The following is a 17,480-nucleotide window of genomic DNA, read 5'->3' on the forward strand; positions in this document are numbered from 1 at the left end:
TATTCATAAACTATAGTCTTTTTACTCATGATGTGAGTCTTTTCGATAAATTTAGTTACTGCAAAATCTCGGTTCTATCTTAAATGCTGCGCTGTTAAATCTCTTAAGTGTTAGGTAAGAATTCAACGGTACTCTAACACTAAATGTTCTGATTTTTGGATTTATTAGTGAATAACTATTTGAAAGATAAAGTTATGATGACATTTATGGATTTTGCTAAGGGGCATTTAATTACGCCGCTTTTAGTGTTTGCAGTGATCATAGTGGGGCTTGAATGGACTCACGCTGATATGAAAGTCGCGACTTTGTTATTTCATTGGCAAGGAGGTATCGACTCTTGGCCATTGAGAGGATATTGGTTGACCGAAGATTTACTGCATGTCACTGGGCGTAACTTTGTCATCTTGCTGGCGGTGAGTGTCGTAGTCGGCATTGCCTTTAGTTTTCGAAGTGACAGGGTAAAACCGTACCGCAAGGGCCTGATTTACCTATTTAGTAGCGTATTGGCGAGTGTGTTGCTGGTCCGAATTGGCAAGAGCGTTACTCACATGACCTGCCCGTGGGATGTGATTGAGTTTGGCGGCCAGATGATACATACCTCCTTGTTTTCTCGTTTACCTAAAAGTGCTGAGTTTGGTCAATGTTTCCCTGGTGGCCATGCCAGCGGCGGGTTTGCTTGGGTTGCCTTGTATTACGTGCTGCGTGAGTATCGCCCGCATTTAGCTAAGTTTGGATTAATCTTTGGTTTGAGTTTGGGCCTAGTATTTGGCATTGGCCAAGAGTTACGCGGCGCCCACTTCTTGAGTCATGATTTATGGAGTTTAGCCATAGCATGGACGTCCGCTAGCCTACTCTACTATGTGTTTTTTCTGCGCTCGCCTGCGTTTAGAAAGTCTAAATTGGTCGCTTTGGGTCAAATGTTCAAGGTTACAAGTAGTGGAATACCGCAAAAATAACGAGCTGCGAAGCTAAAGCCCTGAGTCCTTATTGGGTTCAGTGTTTTTTATGGCTTAAAATCTAAATTCGAAGCGCATATCTGGTCTGCGTAGGCGAGATCTTTCATCTAACAGTTGGTTTTTTTCGTTGAGTAGGCTGTTTTTCTGTTTCAATAAGTCAGCCTTGTCGGTGAGATTATTGATCTTGCCATCAAGACTGCTTATTTCTCTCTCTATGGTATTTAAGCGGTCGGCAATCTCAGTTAAACGTTTGTTGGTCAGGTATTGTTGATGGCCTTGGTTATAGCGCTCAACAAACTGGTTATTACTGCAAACCCCATAATAACTTTCTCCCGCTAAGCCTACGCGGTAGCCATTTTCTGGCACGCAGTAACTGGCTAACCCTTGCTGGTATCCTTGTTTCCATTGCGCGGTATCGACACTGAGATTAAATTCACGACAATCTTTTTGATATTGATTTAATTGCCCAGAACTTGTCCCACGGTTGCCATCGGCAAGCCCAAGGGCAAACCAATCACTATTGGCGCATTCTTCAATAGATAAGCTGCTGCATTGAGTCAGGGATAAGACTGAAAGTGCGAGGAAAATGCTGGGATAGTGCATGGATAAGTTCTCTATATGTTGTGGCGTTTAGGATAAAGGCTCTTATGGGGGAGATCTAGCTATATATACCGCCGTTTATACGGTCATAGATGCGTTTTGTTGGGCAGAATCCATCACAGTTTAGCGGATGAATGCATGATAACCAGCTGATATTGTGTTAGTTTGTGGTTAACACTTTAAATGTCTGCTTTGGTGCTCGCTATGATTTCACATATTTCATCTGTGTATTCTGCTTCATTACCGGCAGTTAAGTCGTCTCATCAATCCCTTGATACTGCCGAGCCAAGTGGACTTAAATCCTTTACCTATGGTGCATTAGGGCTGGCGGCTCCCAAAGCTGAGGTCAGTTTTGATGGCAATGCAACGAGTAAAATACCTGAGCCTAGTGCGGATGATGTAGATGACGTTAAGAGTTCAAACGACACTTATTACAGTGCAGGCCAAATATTGAAAGCGGCGGCGACTGTGGGCAGTGTGATTGCCTTGTTTGTTTGAGTTAAGTTCCTGCACCAATTTAGCTCTGGGTATTATTTCAACTGGCTTGGATTGGCATATTCGCCGTGGAATATGGCTTGTTGTTTTGAGTCTGGTTTTATTGGGGTGAGCATAAAAGAATATTCTTTTAGTTAAAGTGGTATTTTCAGTCTCTTTCTTTGCCAAAGCGCTGAGTAAATCTGGTATTGTGTTTAACACGCAAGTGCATTAGTTTTTACTTAAAATTCGTTTAACAATCCTAAACTATATTCATCAAACTTCCGCTGGAGACCGCTTTTGTATGAAGATTTGCCCGCAGTATTCCATATCATGCCTAAGTAAGGTATAAGGGCGCTATGAAAACTCCGAAACGAATCCAACCCCTGGTTGATGAAGGACTGGTCGATGAGGTCATTAGCCAGTTAATGAGCGGTAAAGAAGCGACTGTGTACGTTGTACGCAGTGGTGATGATATCCGCTGTGCCAAAGTCTATAAAGAAGCGGACAAGCGCAGTTTTAAGCAAGCTGTGTTATATCAAGAAGGCCGAAAAGTCCGTAACAGTCGTCGCGCGCGCGCGATGGAAAAAGGGTCTAAATTTGGCCGTGATCAGCAGGAAGAAGCTTGGCAAAATGCTGAAGTTGAAGCACTTTACCGTTTAGCGAATGCGGGTGTGCGTGTGCCAAAGCCTTATGGTTGTTTCGATGGCGTGTTGCTGATGGAGTTAGTGACGGATGCCGAGGGCAATGTCGCGCCGAGATTAAACGATGTTAGTATGTCGGCAGAAAAAGCCTTGAAGGATCATGCGTTGGTGATGACCTATGTCAAACGTATGCTCTGTGCTGGGTTAGTGCACGGTGACTTGTCTGAGTTTAACGTGTTAGTTGACAGTGAAGGGCCAGTGATTATCGATTTGCCTCAGGCGGTCGATGCCGCGGCGAATAACCATGCCAAATGGATGTTAGCGCGTGATGTGAATAACATGACTCAATACTATGGTTTGTATGCTCCTGAGCTGCTAAAAACACAATACGCCAAAGAAATTTGGGCCTTGTTTGAAGCCGGTGAATTGAAGCCTGAAACGCCATTAACGGGTGAGTTTACCGAAGTGCTGGTTGAAGCCGATGTTAGTGCGGTCTTGGAAGAAATCCAAGCAGCCTTTGAAGAGGCGCAAGAGCGTAAGCAGCGGATCCAAGAGGCAAACGAAGAAGACTATTAATCGTCAGTCGTTGTTTTTCACCCATAAAAAAGACGCTCAAAGTAGCGTCTTTTTTATGCTAAAAATTAAGTGAAATTATTATTTTTGTTATTGATTTTATTATTGTTATTTAATTTTTGGCGTTAGCCAATCCTTGGCTTAATCCCCGATGGAAGCTGGGGCCATCCTTGTTGCTACAAACAAGCTAGCAATCATCGAACAGTGTGATAAAAGGACAAGAGTTGAGAGAGAAATATGTTCATGACTTGGGGGAGCACAATTCACATATTTAATCTTTGGGGAAGACAACTCCCTCAATCCTTGCCGAAACCTTGGTCACTCTTCAGTCAATCTATGTAATACCAATCACGGCCTTCCTTGGCGCACTACACTCATTGCAGTGCTGGATCATCATTGATCCTGTGAATAAAATGACAAGGCCAGAGAGAGAAATATGTTCATGACTTGGGGGAGCACAATTCACATATTTGATCTTGGGGGAGATAACTCCCTCCCTAGTCTTGCCGAAACTTTTGCATTGTCCCTATCCGTTTGTTGCTGTTAATACTATTTCCCAATCTTCGCTGGGTTCATCAATTTGGACGACAAGGCCGGACTAAAAAGGGCGCTGTTATTATTGTTGTTAGCACATCTTTTACATCGTTAGCGTTATCAGCAGGGCGATATGCAATCTCGTCCGGCCTTGTCTATTCGGGCACGTTTAGCTTGTTGTACAGGCACTCAATTGCCATGCAGCACTTAACCTATCGTGCGTAGCTCTTGATTGAGCTGTTTAATTTTTTTCTGTAGCTGGGCAATCTCACTCATTAATGCGCATTCTCTTTGCTGGGGTTGCAGATCGCTTTCTCGCACCCATTGGTAGACTGCCTTGGCAGATAAACCGTATTGACGTGCAACATCCGACAGTAAGCGACCTTGTACTTTAACCTCGGTGATAACATGTAGCTTGAGACTATTTTCTGCGATTCCCATGAGCGTTCCCTCTTTTACTGCCTTCGAACCAAAATATGACCGTTTGCGTTGCCTTTTATTGATGATAGTGACGCTGTTCTAAATCCCACTGGCTCAGACCTAGATGGCGCAGACAAATCCATTCGTGGCGACATAGTGCGATAAAGTTCATGACCTTTTTCATACTTCCTCCTTCATGACCCTAAATACTCGAGCCCATTTTCTGTCTCGATAGGTCCATTTAATTTGGATTAATCCTGTTGAAGTCGACTCTAGTTTTCGGCGATGTTTACCGCGTCTGACTGTCTACTCACTTAGTAGTATGTAAAATTCGTGCCAATATTCTAATTTTTATTTTAACCTTTTAAATCATTGGATTGCGCCTTCGATTAAAACGGCGTTATTTTTTAGTGCTGCCAATAAAGGTGCAAGGTGCACTATTTCGGTGCCATAGACTTGATATTTAATTGGCTGGTACAAGCCATGATTGAAGCCCGAAATCTGTATCTTTGCTGACTAAAATCTGGATTAGCATAATTGAAGATGGATAAAGGATTGTCTCCAGCGCAATTGCTTATATACTGCCTGCTTTGTGGCAATCCCTAGGTCATTCGTATTACCTAATGGACGTGATATTTCTTGCCCTTTTGAGCGGTATTCACAGTCATCAATCATATAAAGAGGTTATAAATGATGAAGTGTTTTCAGGCAGTGCAATCTAAACCATCCCTGTTAGCCATAGTGGTATTGACGACCGCGCTAGTTGCATCGGGTTGTACAACAATCAATCCCTATTCAAACGAAGAACAAACCGCTAAAGCGACCAGTGGCGCGTTGATTGGTGCAGTCGCGGGTGCCGCAATTGGGGTGGTATCTTCGAGCAAGAGCGACCGCGGTAAAGGTGCCTTAATTGGTGCTGCATCGGGCGCTGCAGTCGGTGGTGGTATTGGTTATTACATGGATGTGCAAGAGACTAAATTACGCCAACAATTAGCCTCAACGGGCGTGAGTGTGACCCGTAACGGCGATAACATCATTTTGAATATGCCTAATGAAGTGACCTTCGGCGTAGATCAAACCGAGTTAAGCGACGGTGCTAAACGTGTGCTGAATTCAGTGGCGGTTGTGGCCAAGGAATACAGCAAAACGCAGCTCAACATATTAGGTTATACCGACAGCAGTGGTTCAGACTCTTACAATTTACGTCTGTCACAGGTCCGGGCTAGCGAAGTGGGTAATTACTTGATGAATAAAGGCGTTGCCTCTGCCCGTGTAAAATCAAAAGGTATGGGTGAAGCGAGTCCTATTGCATCAAATGCCAATGCAAATGGCCGAGCACAAAACCGCCGCGTTGAGATCGTACTAATACCAACGGGTAAATAGTCTGGTCTAAGTACAAAGTTCTCGCTGAAAAAGTCGCCTGGGGCGACTTTTTTGTTTTCAGTGGTGGGCTAATTGAGTGATTAGCTTGCCGTGCTTCAATTAGACAATTTGTCCTTTGTGAAGCGCACCTTGAGTGACCTGCAGCACAAACATATCACTGCTAATTACCTTGGGATGAGTTCAGCTTGATCCCTTTATCGATTTCACGTTCTGTATGGGAATAAGTCACAAGAATGACTTTTAGTGCCTAAAGGAGAATATGACTATGATAAGCAAAAATGTGTTAGTAGCCTTGAGTTTAAGTCCTGTCATCATGGTGACTGCTGTACAAGGAGTGCCGATGAAAGCCGAAGTGACCACAGGAGCCGCGCCGATAGAACTGCGCGCCGCAGGCAGTTTAAAGGCTGCGATGAGTGATATTATTGCTGCTTATCAAGCACAGTCGCAAATAAGTGTTGTAGCGCAATATGCGCCCTCAGGTTTATTGTTAAAGCGCATTCAAGAGGGCGAGAAAGTCGATATCTTTGCCTCGGCGAATATGAAACATCCACAGGCATTAGTGGATTCGGGTCAGGGCGAAGCGGTGCAAATGTTTGCCCGTAATCAACTCTGCGCTGTTGCTCAAGACACAGTTCAGGTGACGAGTGCGACGTTACTCGATACCTTGTTAGATCCTAAGGTTAAAGTCGGCACCTCAACCCCGAAAGCCGACCCCGCGGGTGATTATGCCTGGGCCGTTTTTGCTAAGGCCGAAGCGGTAAAACCCAATGCGAAAGCCGCGTTAGAGACCAAGGCATTACAACTGACGGGCGGCCCTGAGAGCGTTAAACCGCCTAAAGATCGCAACCCCTATGGCTGGGTGATGGAAAACAAGCAAGCGGATATCTTTTTAACCTATTGCACTAATGCTGTGCTGGCTAAAAAAGAAGTGCCGAGTTTACAAATCATAGACTTACCGCAGGAACTCGCCGTGGGTGCCGACTATGGTTTACTGGTTTTGCAAGGCGCTAATACTGCCGCTAAGCCGTTAGCCGAGTTTATTCTATCGACAAAAGGCCAAGCGATTCTGAGCAGTTATGGTTTTCAACCTCCGGCAAAATAGCCTTCTTTAGTTTTCCAGTGGGATAAAAAACGGCACCTTTGGAGTGCCGTTCTGTGGTTAGCTTAAACTGTTAAAGCGTTAGTTCATCAGGTAGAGCGTCGCTAACCCGAGGAAGGCGAACAGGCCAACCACGTCAGTGACTGTGGTGAGCACCATACCGCCAGCGAGGGCAGGATCGATTTTAAGTCGTTTTAAAATCAATGGAATACTCGCACCTGCAAGCCCAGCTACTGTCATATTGATCAGCATAGCGCTACCAATTAATCCCGCCAGTGCCATATCATCCTTCCATAGCCACACGGCGACAAAGACTAAAATAGACCACATCAAGCCATTGAGAAAACCAATAGATAGCTCTTTACCGATAAGCCAGCGGGCGTTGCTTTGGCCGATATGGCCTAAAGCAATACCACGGATCACGAGGGCTAAGGTCTGATTACCGGCAACACCGCCCATGCTAGGGACAATCGTCATTAGGATGGCGATAGTGGCAAATTGCTCAATAGTGCCTTCAAACATATTGCTGACCGACGATGCGAGCAGGGCGGCGAATAAGTTAATCGTGAGCCAGAGCGAGCGACGTAGGGTACTTTTTAGCACTGGACCAAAGGTATCTTCATCTCCGTCCATCCCCGCCATACCCATCATGGAATGTTCAGCATCTTCGCGGATAACATCGACTACGTCATCGATTGTGATACGCCCGAGTAGCTTACCATCACTGTCGACGACAGGTGCCGATACCCAATCATTGCGTTCGAATTTCTGCGCGACTTCGCTGTCGGACATGCTCACCGGAATACTTTGAATATTGGGATCCATGATATTGCGAATTGTGGTGCTTGGCGCGCAAGTCAGCAGATCTGCCAGCCTAACACCGCCAAGGACTTTGTCCTGTTTGTCGACCACATATAAGGTATCTGTGGTGTCGGGTAGGTTGCCCCTTTGCCGAAGATAGCGCAGCACCACATCGATATTCACATCGGGTCTTAGGGTGACAGTATCTGTGTTCATCAAGCTGCCGGCGGTCTCATCTGGATAAGATAGGGCTTGTTCTACCCTCAGGCGATTTTGCTCCGTCATCGACTGCAACACTTGTTTGTAAACGGCGTCGGGAAGACTTCGCAGAATATAGGCGAGATCGTCGGTGTCCATGCTTGCTGTCGCTTTCGCGACTCGCTCAGGGCTCATGCTGCGGATCAGTGGGTCTTTGAGTTCTTCACTCAACTCATCGAGTATGTCGCCTATTTGTTCCTGATCGATGAGCTGCCACAATACTTGTCTGGCACTTGGCGGTGATGATTCTAAGATCAGCGCGATATCTGAGGCGGCCATTTTTTGCAGCATATTACGCACATGCACGAACATGCCGCTGCTAAGCGCTTGGTTTAACTGGTCAAGACTATGTCCGGTGTGATCGTTTTCTGCATTATCTACGGGCATTTGTCCTCCATTGTGCGGCAAATTGGTTTGAGATCTTAGTGTTGGGCTAGGATTTAGCGGTGACTAAGCGTCAGTCGATGACACAGATTAAGGCGGCTAAGGTAAGGTTAAGGCCAGCGCAATGACCGCTAGTGTAATCGCCTGTGGCTTGTATCGTCGAGCGACAAATGTTTTGCCATGTCTGAATGGCAAGTTTTTTAAACTAGACATGAAGTGAAACTAACGATGAAGTGCTTAGTGTGAAGTGAAACTAACAGGCTTCGTCAAACTTAGCGTCGATTAAGGCACAAATGGCATCGAGAGCCGGCTCTGCATCTGGGCCTTCGGCGATAAGCCTGATGGTTTTACCCATGCCAGTTTCAAGCATCAGCAAGCCAAGCACACTGGCGGCCGATGCTTGTTTATCGCCTTGGATTAAGGTGATGGTCGCATCAAACTCGGAAGCCAGTACCACCAACTTAGTGGCGGCACGGGCATGTAAACCGAGCTTATTACAGATGGTTATCTGACGTTCAAGCTTTGGCATTATTGAGCTCTCGATGACGGGCATAAACTTTATGTTTACCGTTACTAAAGCGTTTGGCCAATTGCTCTGCGACGTAAACGGATCTGTGCTGTCCACCTGTGCAGCCAATGGCCACAGTTAAATAACTGCGATTGTTACGCTCGAGGTGCGGCAGCCAAGTCTCCAGTAAGTTTTCGATTTGCCAGATGAACTTATTAACCAGTGGTTGACGATTTAAGAACTCAGCTACGGGTTCATCTAAGCCAGTCAATGGCCGCAGCGCCAACTCCCAGTGGGGATTGGGCAGGAAGCGCACATCGAACATAAAGTCGGCTTCGGTGGGCATTCCGTGCTTAAAGCCAAAGGACTCGAAGTTGATCACGAGTTCTTTATCGACACTACCAAGGAGAATTTGTCTGACTTGGTCGCTTAAATCATAGATATTCAAATTCGACGTATCTATGTAGTGATCGACCAGTTTTGACATAGGCTCGAGCAGTTTTCCCTCCAGCTTTATCGCTTCTTGCAAAGAGACTCGGCTCTTCGACAAAGGATGCAAACGGCGGGTTTCGCTGTAACGCTTAAGCAGAATTTTATCGCTGGAGTTAAGGAAGAAGCTCGTTAACTCAGTATCTGGAGGTAGGCTAGCGAGTTGTTTTACTAAGACCTTATCCTGCTCAGGCATGTTACGCACGTCGACACTGATGGCGACGAGATCGTTACTGCCTTTGAGTTGCTCAAGCAAACTGCCAATCAATGGCAAAGGAAGGTTATCGACACAATAATAGCCGAGATCTTCGAGTACCCTAAGGGCGACAGATTTGCCTGAGCCTGAGCGGCCCGACACTATGACCAGTTTCATCCAGTGATTACCTGATAGAGTTCCGTTTCATCATGCGTCTTGCGTAATTGCTTTAATATTTGCTTGTCGCTCAGCTTTTCGGCCATGCAAGACAAGGTACTTAAGTGCTGCTGACATTGGTCTGCAGGCACCAGTAGTGCAAATAAAATATCAACAGGTTGCTTATCGATAGCATCAAATGCTATCGGCTCTTCACACTTAATGAGTATGGCAATGGGCTGATCTATATCGGCTAGTCGACCATGTGGAATGGCGATGCCGTTACCTATACCTGTGCTCCCCATCTTTTCGCGCGCCACTAGGCTTTCGAATATCTCTTGAGATGAGAGGGTCGGGTACTGGGCAGCGACTAAGTCGCTGATGAGTTCCAGTACCTTTTTCTTGCTGCCCGGAGTGGCGCAGGTAGTGCACTCCGGCCGCAGTATGGTACAAAGTTCCATTATTAGTGTTTTGTTAACTTCTCTTTGTGTTTAATAACCTGACGGTCAAGCTTGTCAATCAGGGCGTCTATAGCAGCATACATGTCAGCATGCTCTGAAGTAGCAAAAACTTCACCACCTATGAGGTTTATTCTCGCTTCGGCAATCTGTTGCATTTTCTCAACATTGAGCACAACGTGCACATTATTGATCTGTTCGAAATGGCGTTCAAGTTTTGAAAACTTTTCTTCTACATATGCACGTAACGATTCGGTAATTTCGACATGGTGTCCACTTAGGTTTATTTGCATAGAAACGTCCTCCGATATCCACTGTAGGTTATAAACTTTTACGCTGATTAGAAGGTGGAATAAGCATAGCCTCTCGGTACTTCGCAATGGTTCTGCGGGCTACGTTGATCCCTTGTTCTGCCAGAAGTTGTGCCATCTTACTATCGCTTAATGGTTTTTTCTGGTTTTCCGCTGCCACCAGTTTCTTTATAAAGGCTCTGATTGCTGTGGATGAGCACTCACCACCATCGTCAGTACCGACGTGGCTAGAGAAGAAGTATTTTAGTTCAAAAAGTCCCTTAGGGGTATGCATGTATTTTTGAGTTGTGACCCGTGAGATGGTGGACTCATGCATTTCTACCGCTTCGGCAATATCGTTAAGCACCATAGGCTTCATGGCTTCTTCACCATACTCAAAGAAACCTTGCTGATATTGCACTATGCAATTAGCAACTTTAAGCAAAGTATCGTTACGGCTTTCTAAGCTCTTAATAAACCATTTAGCCTCTTGCAGATGGCCGCGAATAAATTGGCTATCGGCTTGGTTTTTAGTGCTGCGCGCCATTGAAGCATAATGTTGATTTACATTGATTTTGGGCATGCAGTCAGGATTTAGCTCAACCACCCAGCGGCCATTTTTCTTCGACACAGACACATCTGGGATAACGTATTCGTCATTATTGGGCGTGATCAACAAACCTGGGCGAGGATTGAGGGTTTGGATGAGTGCTATACCATCCCTTAATTCATCTTCTTTTAATTTAGTCTTACGCATCAATAACCTAAAGTCTCGGGCGGCGATCAGATCTAAATGATCTTTGATCAGCATACGGGCGTTTTCTAGGTTGGGAGTATCAGCGGCGAAATGCGACAGTTGGATCAGCAGGCATTCACTTAAATCGCGGGCGGCAACGCCTATGGGATCAAAATGCTGAATACGCTTGAGTACGGCTTCGACTTCGTCAAGCTCAACTTCAGGATTGCCCATGGCTTCGAGAATTTCTTCAGTGCTTTGGGTGAGATAGCCCTGATCGTCGATGGCATCAATAATGGCGGTGGCAATGGCTAAATCGGTTTCAGAAAACGGCGTGAGGTTTTTTTGCCATTCTAAGTGTTCGTACAAACCTTCACTGGTCTCGCCTTGGAAGGGCATATCGTCTTCACGACTGCCGCCGGGGCCTGAGTTTGGGGAGGCGGTAAACACTTCATCCCATGTGGTGTCCATGGGGAGCTCATCGGGCATGGATTCTTTGGTTAGCGACTCTGCCGTATCTATGGTGGAGCTGTCTTTTTCTGGTGGCAGAGTGCTAGATTCACTGAAATCCGTATCGGATAGCGTTTGGTTTACAGGGGTTTTAGTGGCGTCGAATTGATCCTCTTCCAGCTCGAGAAGGGGATTAGAATCTAATGCTTGCTGGATCTCTTGCTGCAGTTCTAATGACGACAGTTGCAACAGACGTATAGCCTGTTGTAGTTGTGGCGTCATGGTTAACTGTTGACCCAGTTTGAGCTGGAGTGACGCTTTCATGTTACCGCTGATCCCTACGTTATTATTGTTGGATGAGGTCGCTTATTATTATCTTGAGTGAAGCCCAATGGCGGTATAAATTGCCTCCATTGGCTTCGCTCGATTAACTATAGCCTGAATTGTTCACCTAAGTACACAGCCCTAACTTGCTGATTGTCTAAGATCTCTGCTGGAGTTCCTTCGGCAATCAGGTTTCCGTGACTCACAATATAAGCATGTTCACATACATCTAATGTCTCGCGGACATTATGGTCTGTGATCAGTACGCCAAGGCCGCGACTTTTGAGTTGTTCGATAATCTTCTTGATGTCGATAACCGAAATAGGATCGACGCCGGCAAACGGTTCATCGAGCAAAATGAACTTAGGATTAGCGGCTAAAGCCCGCGCAATTTCGACGCGACGACGTTCGCCACCCGACAATGACATGCCTTGGCTGTCACGGATGTGGGTGATATGAAACTCTTCGAGCAGATGTTCTAGTTCTTCTTCTCGTTCTTCGTTTTTAAGTTCTTTACGAGTTTGCAGTACGGCCATGATGTTGTCATGAACAGTTAGCTTACGAAAGATACTGGCTTCTTGCGGTAAGTAACCTATGCCTTTGCGGGCACGCAGATGCATAGGATCTGCGGTTAAATCATCATCGTCGATAAAGATATGTCCCTTATCGCTCTTCACTAGCCCGACAACCATGTAAAAGGTCGTGGTTTTACCTGCACCGTTTGGACCGAGTAGGCCAACGACTTGACCGGTTTTTACCGTCAGACTGACGTCTTTAACCACTTGGCGACTCTTGTAACTTTTCGCCAGATTTTGTGCTCTTAAGGTGATTTGGGTCATTTAGAGTCCTGCTTTTTTACAGGTTTATCCGCCGGAGCGTCTGATTTAGCATCATCTTGATAGTTTTCAGGCTGAATAATAGTGATTACGCGATCGTCACCACTGCCAGTACTCTCGGCCATCAATTTCTGTTGAATCATGTTATAGCGGATTAAATTGCCTGTAACTTGGCTACCTGCTTGATCTAATGACGCCATACCTTTCAGAGTTAAGGTGCGGCTTGCCATATCGTAACGAATTTCTTTCGCGCTAGCCGATGCAGGACGGCCATCGTCTAATATCTGGCTATACGTAGCAGGGTTGCCTGTGGCGACTAAAGTTTTGCTATTTTCACCTTCAGCGGAAAATGCACGCAGTTCATTTGCTTGGATTTTTATTGAGCCTTGGGTAACTTCCACCGGACCAAAGAAGATAATCTGGTTGTTTTTGATATCCGCAGTTTGGCTCACAGCTTTAATTTTGACTTCTTGCTTTAAGTCGCCCACTTTCGCGAAAGCACTCATGCTCATAATTAGCATTAGGCTGGCAAGTAATACGTTATTTTGCTTCATATGTTCCTACTACCTGACTGGTCAATTGCACTTCTTGCGCGTTGAGGTCGGCATAAAGGCCTTGGCCTTGAATATTAAAATCTTTCCCTGTGACGTAAATGGTACGGTCAGAGGTCATTATCATAGTGTTGAGATCGAGTTCCAGATAACTGGTGGACAAGGTCTGAATCGGTTCTTCTGGGCTAATGGCATCGATAATAACATTATTTTCTAATACAACCTTGCCAGTTTCCTTGTTTAGCTTGCCCTGATCTGCCCTGAGCTGCCATTGTGCTTTACCTTGGTCTGGATAAACAAGATAAACAGGTTGAGTAAAGAAAGTTTGATTCGTTGAATCATAATGTTCCATGTGTTTCGCCGTCACACGGCTATTCACTAGTCCTTGCTCATTGAACTCAACACTGCGCAGATCTTCAACGATGAAATCTGGGGTATTTTGATCTTTTACTCTGTTATCGGAATCACCGCTGTGTTTGTTCTGGACCTGCCAGTAAAGCGCTAGTGCGGTTCCAAAAAAAGCGATAATCGCGAGTGTCACACGACTCATATACTCATTCCATGGGCCGAAGTGAATTTATTTTGACTTAGGAGTAACAGATCTGTGAGTTCACGCAGTGCACCGTGGCCACCATTGAGCGTAGTCACAAAATGGGCGTGTTGGCGTACATAGGGGTGGCCGTCAGCAACACTGACCGCTAAACCGACGACATTCATCACGGGGAGATCGACAATATCATCACCGATATAAGCCACTTCTTCTGGGGTGACACCATAAAGTGCGAGCAATGCTTCATAGGGCTCGAACTTATTGTCTACGCCTTGGTAAATATGGGTAACACCAAGGGCTGTCATACGGTTTTCAACGATTTTGGATTGACGTCCTGTGATCACGGCGAGGTTGAAACCGCTGGTGAGGAGTGATCGCACGCCATAGCCGTCGCGGGTATGGAAGGCTTTGAGCTCTTCGCCGCTATTACTCAAGTAAATACGGCCGTCGGAAAACACCCCATCGACATCACAGATTAACAGTTTAATCTTTTGCGCCCGTTGCCACACATCATCACTGATTGGGCCGTAAAATCCTTGCTGTGGCATTAAATGACTCCTGCTTTTACCATATCGAGCATGTTAAGAGCGCCAATAGGATGGCGATCTTTATCGATAACAATTAATCCGTTGATATTTTTTGAGTCCATCACTTGCAGTGCTTGGGCGGCCAACACATTATCTGTGATCGTGACGCAGTTACGGGTCATCACATCGGCAATGGGCGTCGTGCGTAAATTCACTTCGGCATCGATAACGCGGCGTAAATCACCATCGGTGAAGATACCAACCAGCTTGCGCTGATCATCGATAATCGCCGTCATGCCTAGGCCTTTCTTGGAGATTTCGTACAGGGCTTCTGTGATGCAAATATCGTGGTTGACGAGCGGTAAGTCATCACCACAGTGCATCACATCGCAGACTTTTAACAGCAACTTACGTCCTAAAGCTCCGCCAGGATGGGACATAGCAAAATCATCACGGGTAAAGCCTTTTGCTTGCAGCAGCGCAATGGCGATGGCATCGCCCATCACTAAGGTCGCTGTGGTACTTGAGGTGGGTGCTAGTCCAAGTGGGCAAGCCTCTTCTGGGACTTCAATACATAAATGCACTTTAGATAATCGCGCCATATTCGATTCGGGTTTACCTGTTACCGCGATAACGGGCACGCCCATACGTTGGATGACCGGCATTAAGGTGAGGATTTCGCTCGACTCACCGGAATTTGAAATCGCTAAAATCACATCGTTATCGGCCAATACACCCAGATCGCCGTGGCTGGCTTCACCCGGATGCACAAAAAATGCGGGCGTTCCTGTGCTGGCGAGGGTGGCTGAAATCTTATTGCCGATATGGCCCGATTTGCCCATTCCCATGACAATCACTTTGCCTGTGCAGTTGAGGATCAACTCGCAAGCTTCTGCAAATTCAGCCGAATCAACATATTGATAAAGATTGTCTAGGGCTGACTTTTCAATGTCGATAACTTTACAACCCCATTGGCGCAGTTGTGATTTGTCTACCATGTCTATCTCTCTTTTTGCATTGTCTTTGTCGCCCCATTGATGGGATTGGAATAGCACAATTTGGTACGCGATAAAGATGATATGTAATAGGCTTTCTGCCAAGTATTAGTTTGTTTTCAGACAATTTAGCTTATGTCTTACTGTGGTTTATTACCGAAAACAGCAAAACAATTGCGGCAGGCTAGAGCGATTGATCCGACTCGTCAAGTTCAGCTGCGTTAGCTATTCACGCACAATAACGTGTTTAGCGGCAGAAGGTCTTGAGCAATATCATCGTCTTTGTCGTTTATTTCAATGGATTTATCCCATATCGCAGCGGGTATTACCCTATGGGATGCCTCTATTGCGCAATTGCGTATCGACTCTCCCCGATAAAAGTGGGCGAAGAGTGAGCTAAGTGCGAACGAATTAGCCAATACTGCCAATTCTGCAACCAGGTTGAAAACATTAAGTAACATTTTACCTGTGCAGAGTGAAAACTTAGGGCGCATTTTCGCTGTAAATGAGGCAAATTGAAAGTATCGCAGGGCGATAGTGTCGATTCGGTTGTAGGTTAAAGCGCAATTACGTACAATTTGCGGCTCTTCGATTGGTCAGTCTCGGAAGACTAGGATCACCTCATTTGCAAATGTCGGAATCAAGCATGACTCAAGAACAAACGCCGTTGGTTGAGATCCGTAATTTGGGGTTTAGCCGCGGTCAGCGTGTGATATATGAAGATATTAGCCTGTCCATTCCAAGGGGCAAGGTGACGGCGATCATGGGGCCGAGCGGCATAGGCAAAACGACCCTGTTGAAATTGATTGGCGGCCAATTAACGCCTGACCATGGACAAGTTTTATTCGACGGTCACGATATCCATGGCGTGAGTCGTAATGAATTATTTAGTCTGCGTAAGCGGATGAGCATGCTGTTTCAGAGTGGCGCGCTGTTTACCGACATTAATGTGTTCGATAACGTGGCGTTTGCGCTGCGTGAACATTCTGGACTGCCTGAAGACATTATTCGCACTATCGTGTTGATGAAACTTGAAGCCGTAGGTTTACGTGGTGCCGCTCAGATGATGCCGAGCGAATTGTCCGGTGGTATGCAACGCCGCGCCGCATTAGCTAGAGCCATAGCGCTTGAACCTGAAATGGTGATGTACGATGAGCCTTTTGCAGGGCAAGACCCAATATCGATGGGTGTGTTAGTAAAGCTTATTCGTGAGTTATCCGATGCGCTGAATCTGACTTCAATTGTGGTGTCCCACGATGTGGATGAAGTGCTTGGCATTGCCGATTATGTATATGTGGTGGCTGACAAAAAAGTCATCGCCCACGGTACCCCTGAAGAATTAAAGTACGCTGATAATCCGCAGCTGAAACAGTTTATTCAAGGTGCTCCGGACGGCCCTGTGCCGTTCCATTATCCGGCAAATGATTACCAGCAAGAATTAATGGCAAAAGGAGTTGGCAAGTGAAGTTAATCGACAGTATTGCCGACTTAGGCCGCAGCGCGATTGAGCTAGTGCTCGGTTTTGGCCGTGCAGGCCTTATGCTGTGGGGTGCGATTTTTCGCTGGCCACGCGTGCGTAAAGGTTTTCCATTATTAGTGCGCCAGATTTATGTGGTCGGTGTGCAATCCATGGTGATTATTTTAGTCTCAGGACTCTTTATCGGCATGGTGCTCGCACTGCAAGGCTATAACATCTTAGTTGGTTTTGGCACCGAAGAAAGCTTAGGTCCTATGGTGGCGCTCAGTTTACTGCGTGAGTTAGGGCCAGTTGTTACCGCGTTATTGTTTGCGGGACGGGCGGGTTCAGCATTAACCGCTGAAATTGGTTTAATGAAAAGCACTGAGCAGCTTTCCAGTTTAGAAATGATGGCGATTGACCCATTAAGGCAGATTATTGCACCGCGCTTTTGGGCTGGAGTGATCAGTATGCCATTGCTGGCGTTGATGTTTACCGCTGTAGGTATTTATGGCGGGCACCTTGTTGGCGTGGAATGGAAAGGGATCGACAGTGGTGCGTTTTGGTCGATTCTGCAGGCGTCTGTCGAATGGCGTCAGGACATAGTTAACTGCTTGATCAAAAGTGGTGTGTTTGCCGTAGTGGTCACTTGGATTGCGTTATATCGCGGTTATCAAGTGATCCCAAATCCGGAAGGCATCAGCCGTGCAACGACCCAGACTGTCGTTCAGTCGAGCCTCGCTGTATTGGCATTGGATTTTTTACTGACAGCCCTGATGTTTGGCCGCTAACGGAACACTGCGGATTTCGACACAGGTTAGATGGATTAACA

At 46.1% G+C, this 17,480-nt stretch carries 20 protein-coding genes; 7 read left to right on the top strand and 13 right to left on the bottom strand.

The genetic code is table 11. The annotated features are described in order from the left end of the window. Positions 1–197 precede the first annotated feature (197 nt). Positions 198–956: a phosphatase PAP2 family protein gene (locus HUB64_RS13365; RefSeq protein WP_173497921.1), complete on the top strand. Its 759-nt coding sequence runs from the start codon at positions 198–200 to the stop codon at positions 954–956. A gap of 54 nt (positions 957–1,010) precedes the next feature. Here HUB64_RS13365 and HUB64_RS13370 read toward each other — a convergent pair whose 3' ends face one another. Further along, the gene (locus HUB64_RS13370; protein WP_113939984.1) at positions 1,011–1,559 is read right to left on the bottom strand and encodes a DUF2799 domain-containing protein; all 549 of its coding nucleotides are present in this window, start codon (positions 1,557–1,559) and stop codon (positions 1,011–1,013) included. 201 nt (positions 1,560–1,760) lie between these two features. Here HUB64_RS13370 and HUB64_RS13375 point away from each other — a divergent pair, with 201 nt between their 5' ends. Together HUB64_RS13375 and HUB64_RS13380 are read left to right on the top strand one after the other, a co-directional pair. Further along, positions 1,761–2,054: a hypothetical protein gene (locus HUB64_RS13375; protein ID WP_254451419.1), complete on the top strand. Its 294-nt coding sequence runs from the start codon at positions 1,761–1,763 to the stop codon at positions 2,052–2,054. A 335-nt stretch (positions 2,055–2,389) separates the two neighbouring features. Next, positions 2,390–3,250 (top strand): PA4780 family RIO1-like protein kinase, encoded by an 861-nt coding sequence (locus HUB64_RS13380; RefSeq protein WP_173497172.1) that lies wholly within the window; start codon positions 2,390–2,392, stop codon positions 3,248–3,250. Positions 3,251–3,988: 738 nt separating this feature from the next. Here the strand turns inward: HUB64_RS13380 and HUB64_RS13385 are convergent. Continuing rightward, entirely contained in the window at positions 3,989–4,222 is a 234-nt protein-coding gene (locus HUB64_RS13385; RefSeq protein ID WP_106649408.1) for a transposase, read from the bottom strand. Between the two features lie 672 nt (positions 4,223–4,894). Here HUB64_RS13385 and HUB64_RS13390 point away from each other — a divergent pair. Together HUB64_RS13390 and HUB64_RS13395 are read left to right on the top strand one after the other, a co-directional pair. Further along, positions 4,895–5,584, top strand: coding sequence for an OmpA family protein (locus HUB64_RS13390; RefSeq protein WP_173497922.1), 690 nt, complete (start codon positions 4,895–4,897; stop codon positions 5,582–5,584). Between the two features lie 265 nt (positions 5,585–5,849). After that, positions 5,850–6,686, top strand: a complete 837-nt coding sequence (locus tag HUB64_RS13395) for a molybdate ABC transporter substrate-binding protein (protein WP_173497173.1) — start codon at positions 5,850–5,852, stop codon at positions 6,684–6,686. Positions 6,687–6,764: 78 nt separating this feature from the next. On the opposite strand, the gene mgtE is transcribed toward HUB64_RS13395, so the two are convergent. The 11 genes from mgtE to HUB64_RS13450 all read right to left on the bottom strand — a co-directional run bounded on the left by mgtE (position 6,765) and on the right by HUB64_RS13450 (position 15,195). Next, positions 6,765–8,129, bottom strand: a complete 1,365-nt coding sequence (gene mgtE / locus HUB64_RS13400; protein ID WP_113939980.1) for a magnesium transporter — start codon at positions 8,127–8,129, stop codon at positions 6,765–6,767. A gap of 250 nt (positions 8,130–8,379) precedes the next feature. Beyond that, positions 8,380–8,655 (bottom strand): HPr family phosphocarrier protein, encoded by a 276-nt coding sequence (locus HUB64_RS13405; protein ID WP_173497174.1) that lies wholly within the window; start codon positions 8,653–8,655, stop codon positions 8,380–8,382. After that, a complete protein-coding gene (gene rapZ, locus HUB64_RS13410; RefSeq protein ID WP_105251390.1) occupies positions 8,642–9,496 on the bottom strand; it encodes an RNase adapter RapZ in 855 nt (284 codons plus the stop codon). Before rapZ ends, HUB64_RS13405 begins: the two co-directional genes overlap by 14 nt. Next, a complete protein-coding gene (gene ptsN / locus HUB64_RS13415; protein ID WP_006083071.1) occupies positions 9,493–9,936 on the bottom strand; it encodes a PTS IIA-like nitrogen regulatory protein PtsN in 444 nt (147 codons plus the stop codon). The genes rapZ and ptsN overlap by 4 nt, the downstream gene beginning before the upstream one ends. Positions 9,937–9,938: 2 nt before the next feature. Further along, complete coding sequence (hpf, locus tag HUB64_RS13420) at positions 9,939–10,226, bottom strand: ribosome hibernation promoting factor (protein ID WP_006083070.1); 288 nt, start codon at positions 10,224–10,226, stop codon at positions 9,939–9,941. Between the two features lie 28 nt (positions 10,227–10,254). Further along, entirely contained in the window at positions 10,255–11,733 is a 1,479-nt protein-coding gene (locus HUB64_RS13425) for an RNA polymerase factor sigma-54 (protein WP_105251391.1), read from the bottom strand. A 107-nt stretch (positions 11,734–11,840) separates the two neighbouring features. Further along, the gene (lptB, locus tag HUB64_RS13430) at positions 11,841–12,572 is read right to left on the bottom strand and encodes an LPS export ABC transporter ATP-binding protein (RefSeq protein ID WP_105251392.1); all 732 of its coding nucleotides are present in this window, start codon (positions 12,570–12,572) and stop codon (positions 11,841–11,843) included. After that, complete coding sequence (gene lptA, locus HUB64_RS13435) at positions 12,569–13,123, bottom strand: lipopolysaccharide transport periplasmic protein LptA (protein WP_105251393.1); 555 nt, start codon at positions 13,121–13,123, stop codon at positions 12,569–12,571. Before lptA ends, lptB begins: the two co-directional genes overlap by 4 nt. Next, entirely contained in the window at positions 13,110–13,670 is a 561-nt protein-coding gene (lptC, locus tag HUB64_RS13440; RefSeq protein WP_105251394.1) for an LPS export ABC transporter periplasmic protein LptC, read from the bottom strand. The genes lptA and lptC overlap by 14 nt, the downstream gene beginning before the upstream one ends. Further along, positions 13,667–14,218 (bottom strand): 3-deoxy-manno-octulosonate-8-phosphatase KdsC, encoded by a 552-nt coding sequence (gene kdsC, locus HUB64_RS13445; protein ID WP_028759542.1) that lies wholly within the window; start codon positions 14,216–14,218, stop codon positions 13,667–13,669. The genes lptC and kdsC overlap by 4 nt, the downstream gene beginning before the upstream one ends. After that, the gene (locus tag HUB64_RS13450; protein ID WP_131524129.1) at positions 14,218–15,195 is read right to left on the bottom strand and encodes a KpsF/GutQ family sugar-phosphate isomerase; all 978 of its coding nucleotides are present in this window, start codon (positions 15,193–15,195) and stop codon (positions 14,218–14,220) included. The genes kdsC and HUB64_RS13450 overlap by 1 nt, the downstream gene beginning before the upstream one ends. 643 nt (positions 15,196–15,838) lie before the next feature. Here HUB64_RS13450 and mlaF point away from each other — a divergent pair. Both mlaF and mlaE read left to right on the top strand, forming a co-directional pair. Then, positions 15,839–16,657, top strand: coding sequence for a phospholipid ABC transporter ATP-binding protein MlaF (mlaF, locus tag HUB64_RS13455; RefSeq protein ID WP_063882287.1), 819 nt, complete (start codon positions 15,839–15,841; stop codon positions 16,655–16,657). Further along, positions 16,654–17,439 (top strand): lipid asymmetry maintenance ABC transporter permease subunit MlaE, encoded by a 786-nt coding sequence (mlaE, locus tag HUB64_RS13460; protein WP_105251396.1) that lies wholly within the window; start codon positions 16,654–16,656, stop codon positions 17,437–17,439. Before mlaF ends, mlaE begins: the two co-directional genes overlap by 4 nt. Positions 17,440–17,480: the final 41 nt, after the last annotated feature.

This window comes from Shewanella sp. ISTPL2, from assembly GCF_013283205.1.
GTDB classification, from domain to species: Bacteria; Pseudomonadota; Gammaproteobacteria; order Enterobacterales; family Shewanellaceae; genus Shewanella; species Shewanella oncorhynchi.

Coding starts and splice junctions, on each gene's coding strand:
- HUB64_RS13365 (WP_173497921.1), top strand. CDS start 198: ATGACATTTATGGATTTTGCTAAGGGGCATTTAATTACGCCGCTTTTA.
- HUB64_RS13370 (WP_113939984.1), bottom strand. CDS start 1,559: ATGCACTATCCCAGCATTTTCCTCGCACTTTCAGTCTTATCCCTGACT.
- HUB64_RS13375 (WP_254451419.1), top strand. CDS start 1,761: ATGATTTCACATATTTCATCTGTGTATTCTGCTTCATTACCGGCAGTT.
- HUB64_RS13380 (WP_173497172.1), top strand. CDS start 2,390: ATGAAAACTCCGAAACGAATCCAACCCCTGGTTGATGAAGGACTGGTC.
- HUB64_RS13385 (WP_106649408.1), bottom strand. CDS start 4,222: ATGGGAATCGCAGAAAATAGTCTCAAGCTACATGTTATCACCGAGGTT.
- HUB64_RS13390 (WP_173497922.1), top strand. CDS start 4,895: ATGAAGTGTTTTCAGGCAGTGCAATCTAAACCATCCCTGTTAGCCATA.
- HUB64_RS13395 (WP_173497173.1), top strand. CDS start 5,850: ATGATAAGCAAAAATGTGTTAGTAGCCTTGAGTTTAAGTCCTGTCATC.
- mgtE (WP_113939980.1), bottom strand. CDS start 8,129: ATGCCCGTAGATAATGCAGAAAACGATCACACCGGACATAGTCTTGAC.
- HUB64_RS13405 (WP_173497174.1), bottom strand. CDS start 8,655: ATGCCAAAGCTTGAACGTCAGATAACCATCTGTAATAAGCTCGGTTTA.
- rapZ (WP_105251390.1), bottom strand. CDS start 9,496: ATGAAACTGGTCATAGTGTCGGGCCGCTCAGGCTCAGGCAAATCTGTC.
- ptsN (WP_006083071.1), bottom strand. CDS start 9,936: ATGGAACTTTGTACCATACTGCGGCCGGAGTGCACTACCTGCGCCACT.
- hpf (WP_006083070.1), bottom strand. CDS start 10,226: ATGCAAATAAACCTAAGTGGACACCATGTCGAAATTACCGAATCGTTA.
- HUB64_RS13425 (WP_105251391.1), bottom strand. CDS start 11,733: ATGAAAGCGTCACTCCAGCTCAAACTGGGTCAACAGTTAACCATGACG.
- lptB (WP_105251392.1), bottom strand. CDS start 12,572: ATGACCCAAATCACCTTAAGAGCACAAAATCTGGCGAAAAGTTACAAG.
- lptA (WP_105251393.1), bottom strand. CDS start 13,123: ATGAAGCAAAATAACGTATTACTTGCCAGCCTAATGCTAATTATGAGC.
- lptC (WP_105251394.1), bottom strand. CDS start 13,670: ATGAGTCGTGTGACACTCGCGATTATCGCTTTTTTTGGAACCGCACTA.
- kdsC (WP_028759542.1), bottom strand. CDS start 14,218: ATGCCACAGCAAGGATTTTACGGCCCAATCAGTGATGATGTGTGGCAA.
- HUB64_RS13450 (WP_131524129.1), bottom strand. CDS start 15,195: ATGGTAGACAAATCACAACTGCGCCAATGGGGTTGTAAAGTTATCGAC.
- mlaF (WP_063882287.1), top strand. CDS start 15,839: ATGACTCAAGAACAAACGCCGTTGGTTGAGATCCGTAATTTGGGGTTT.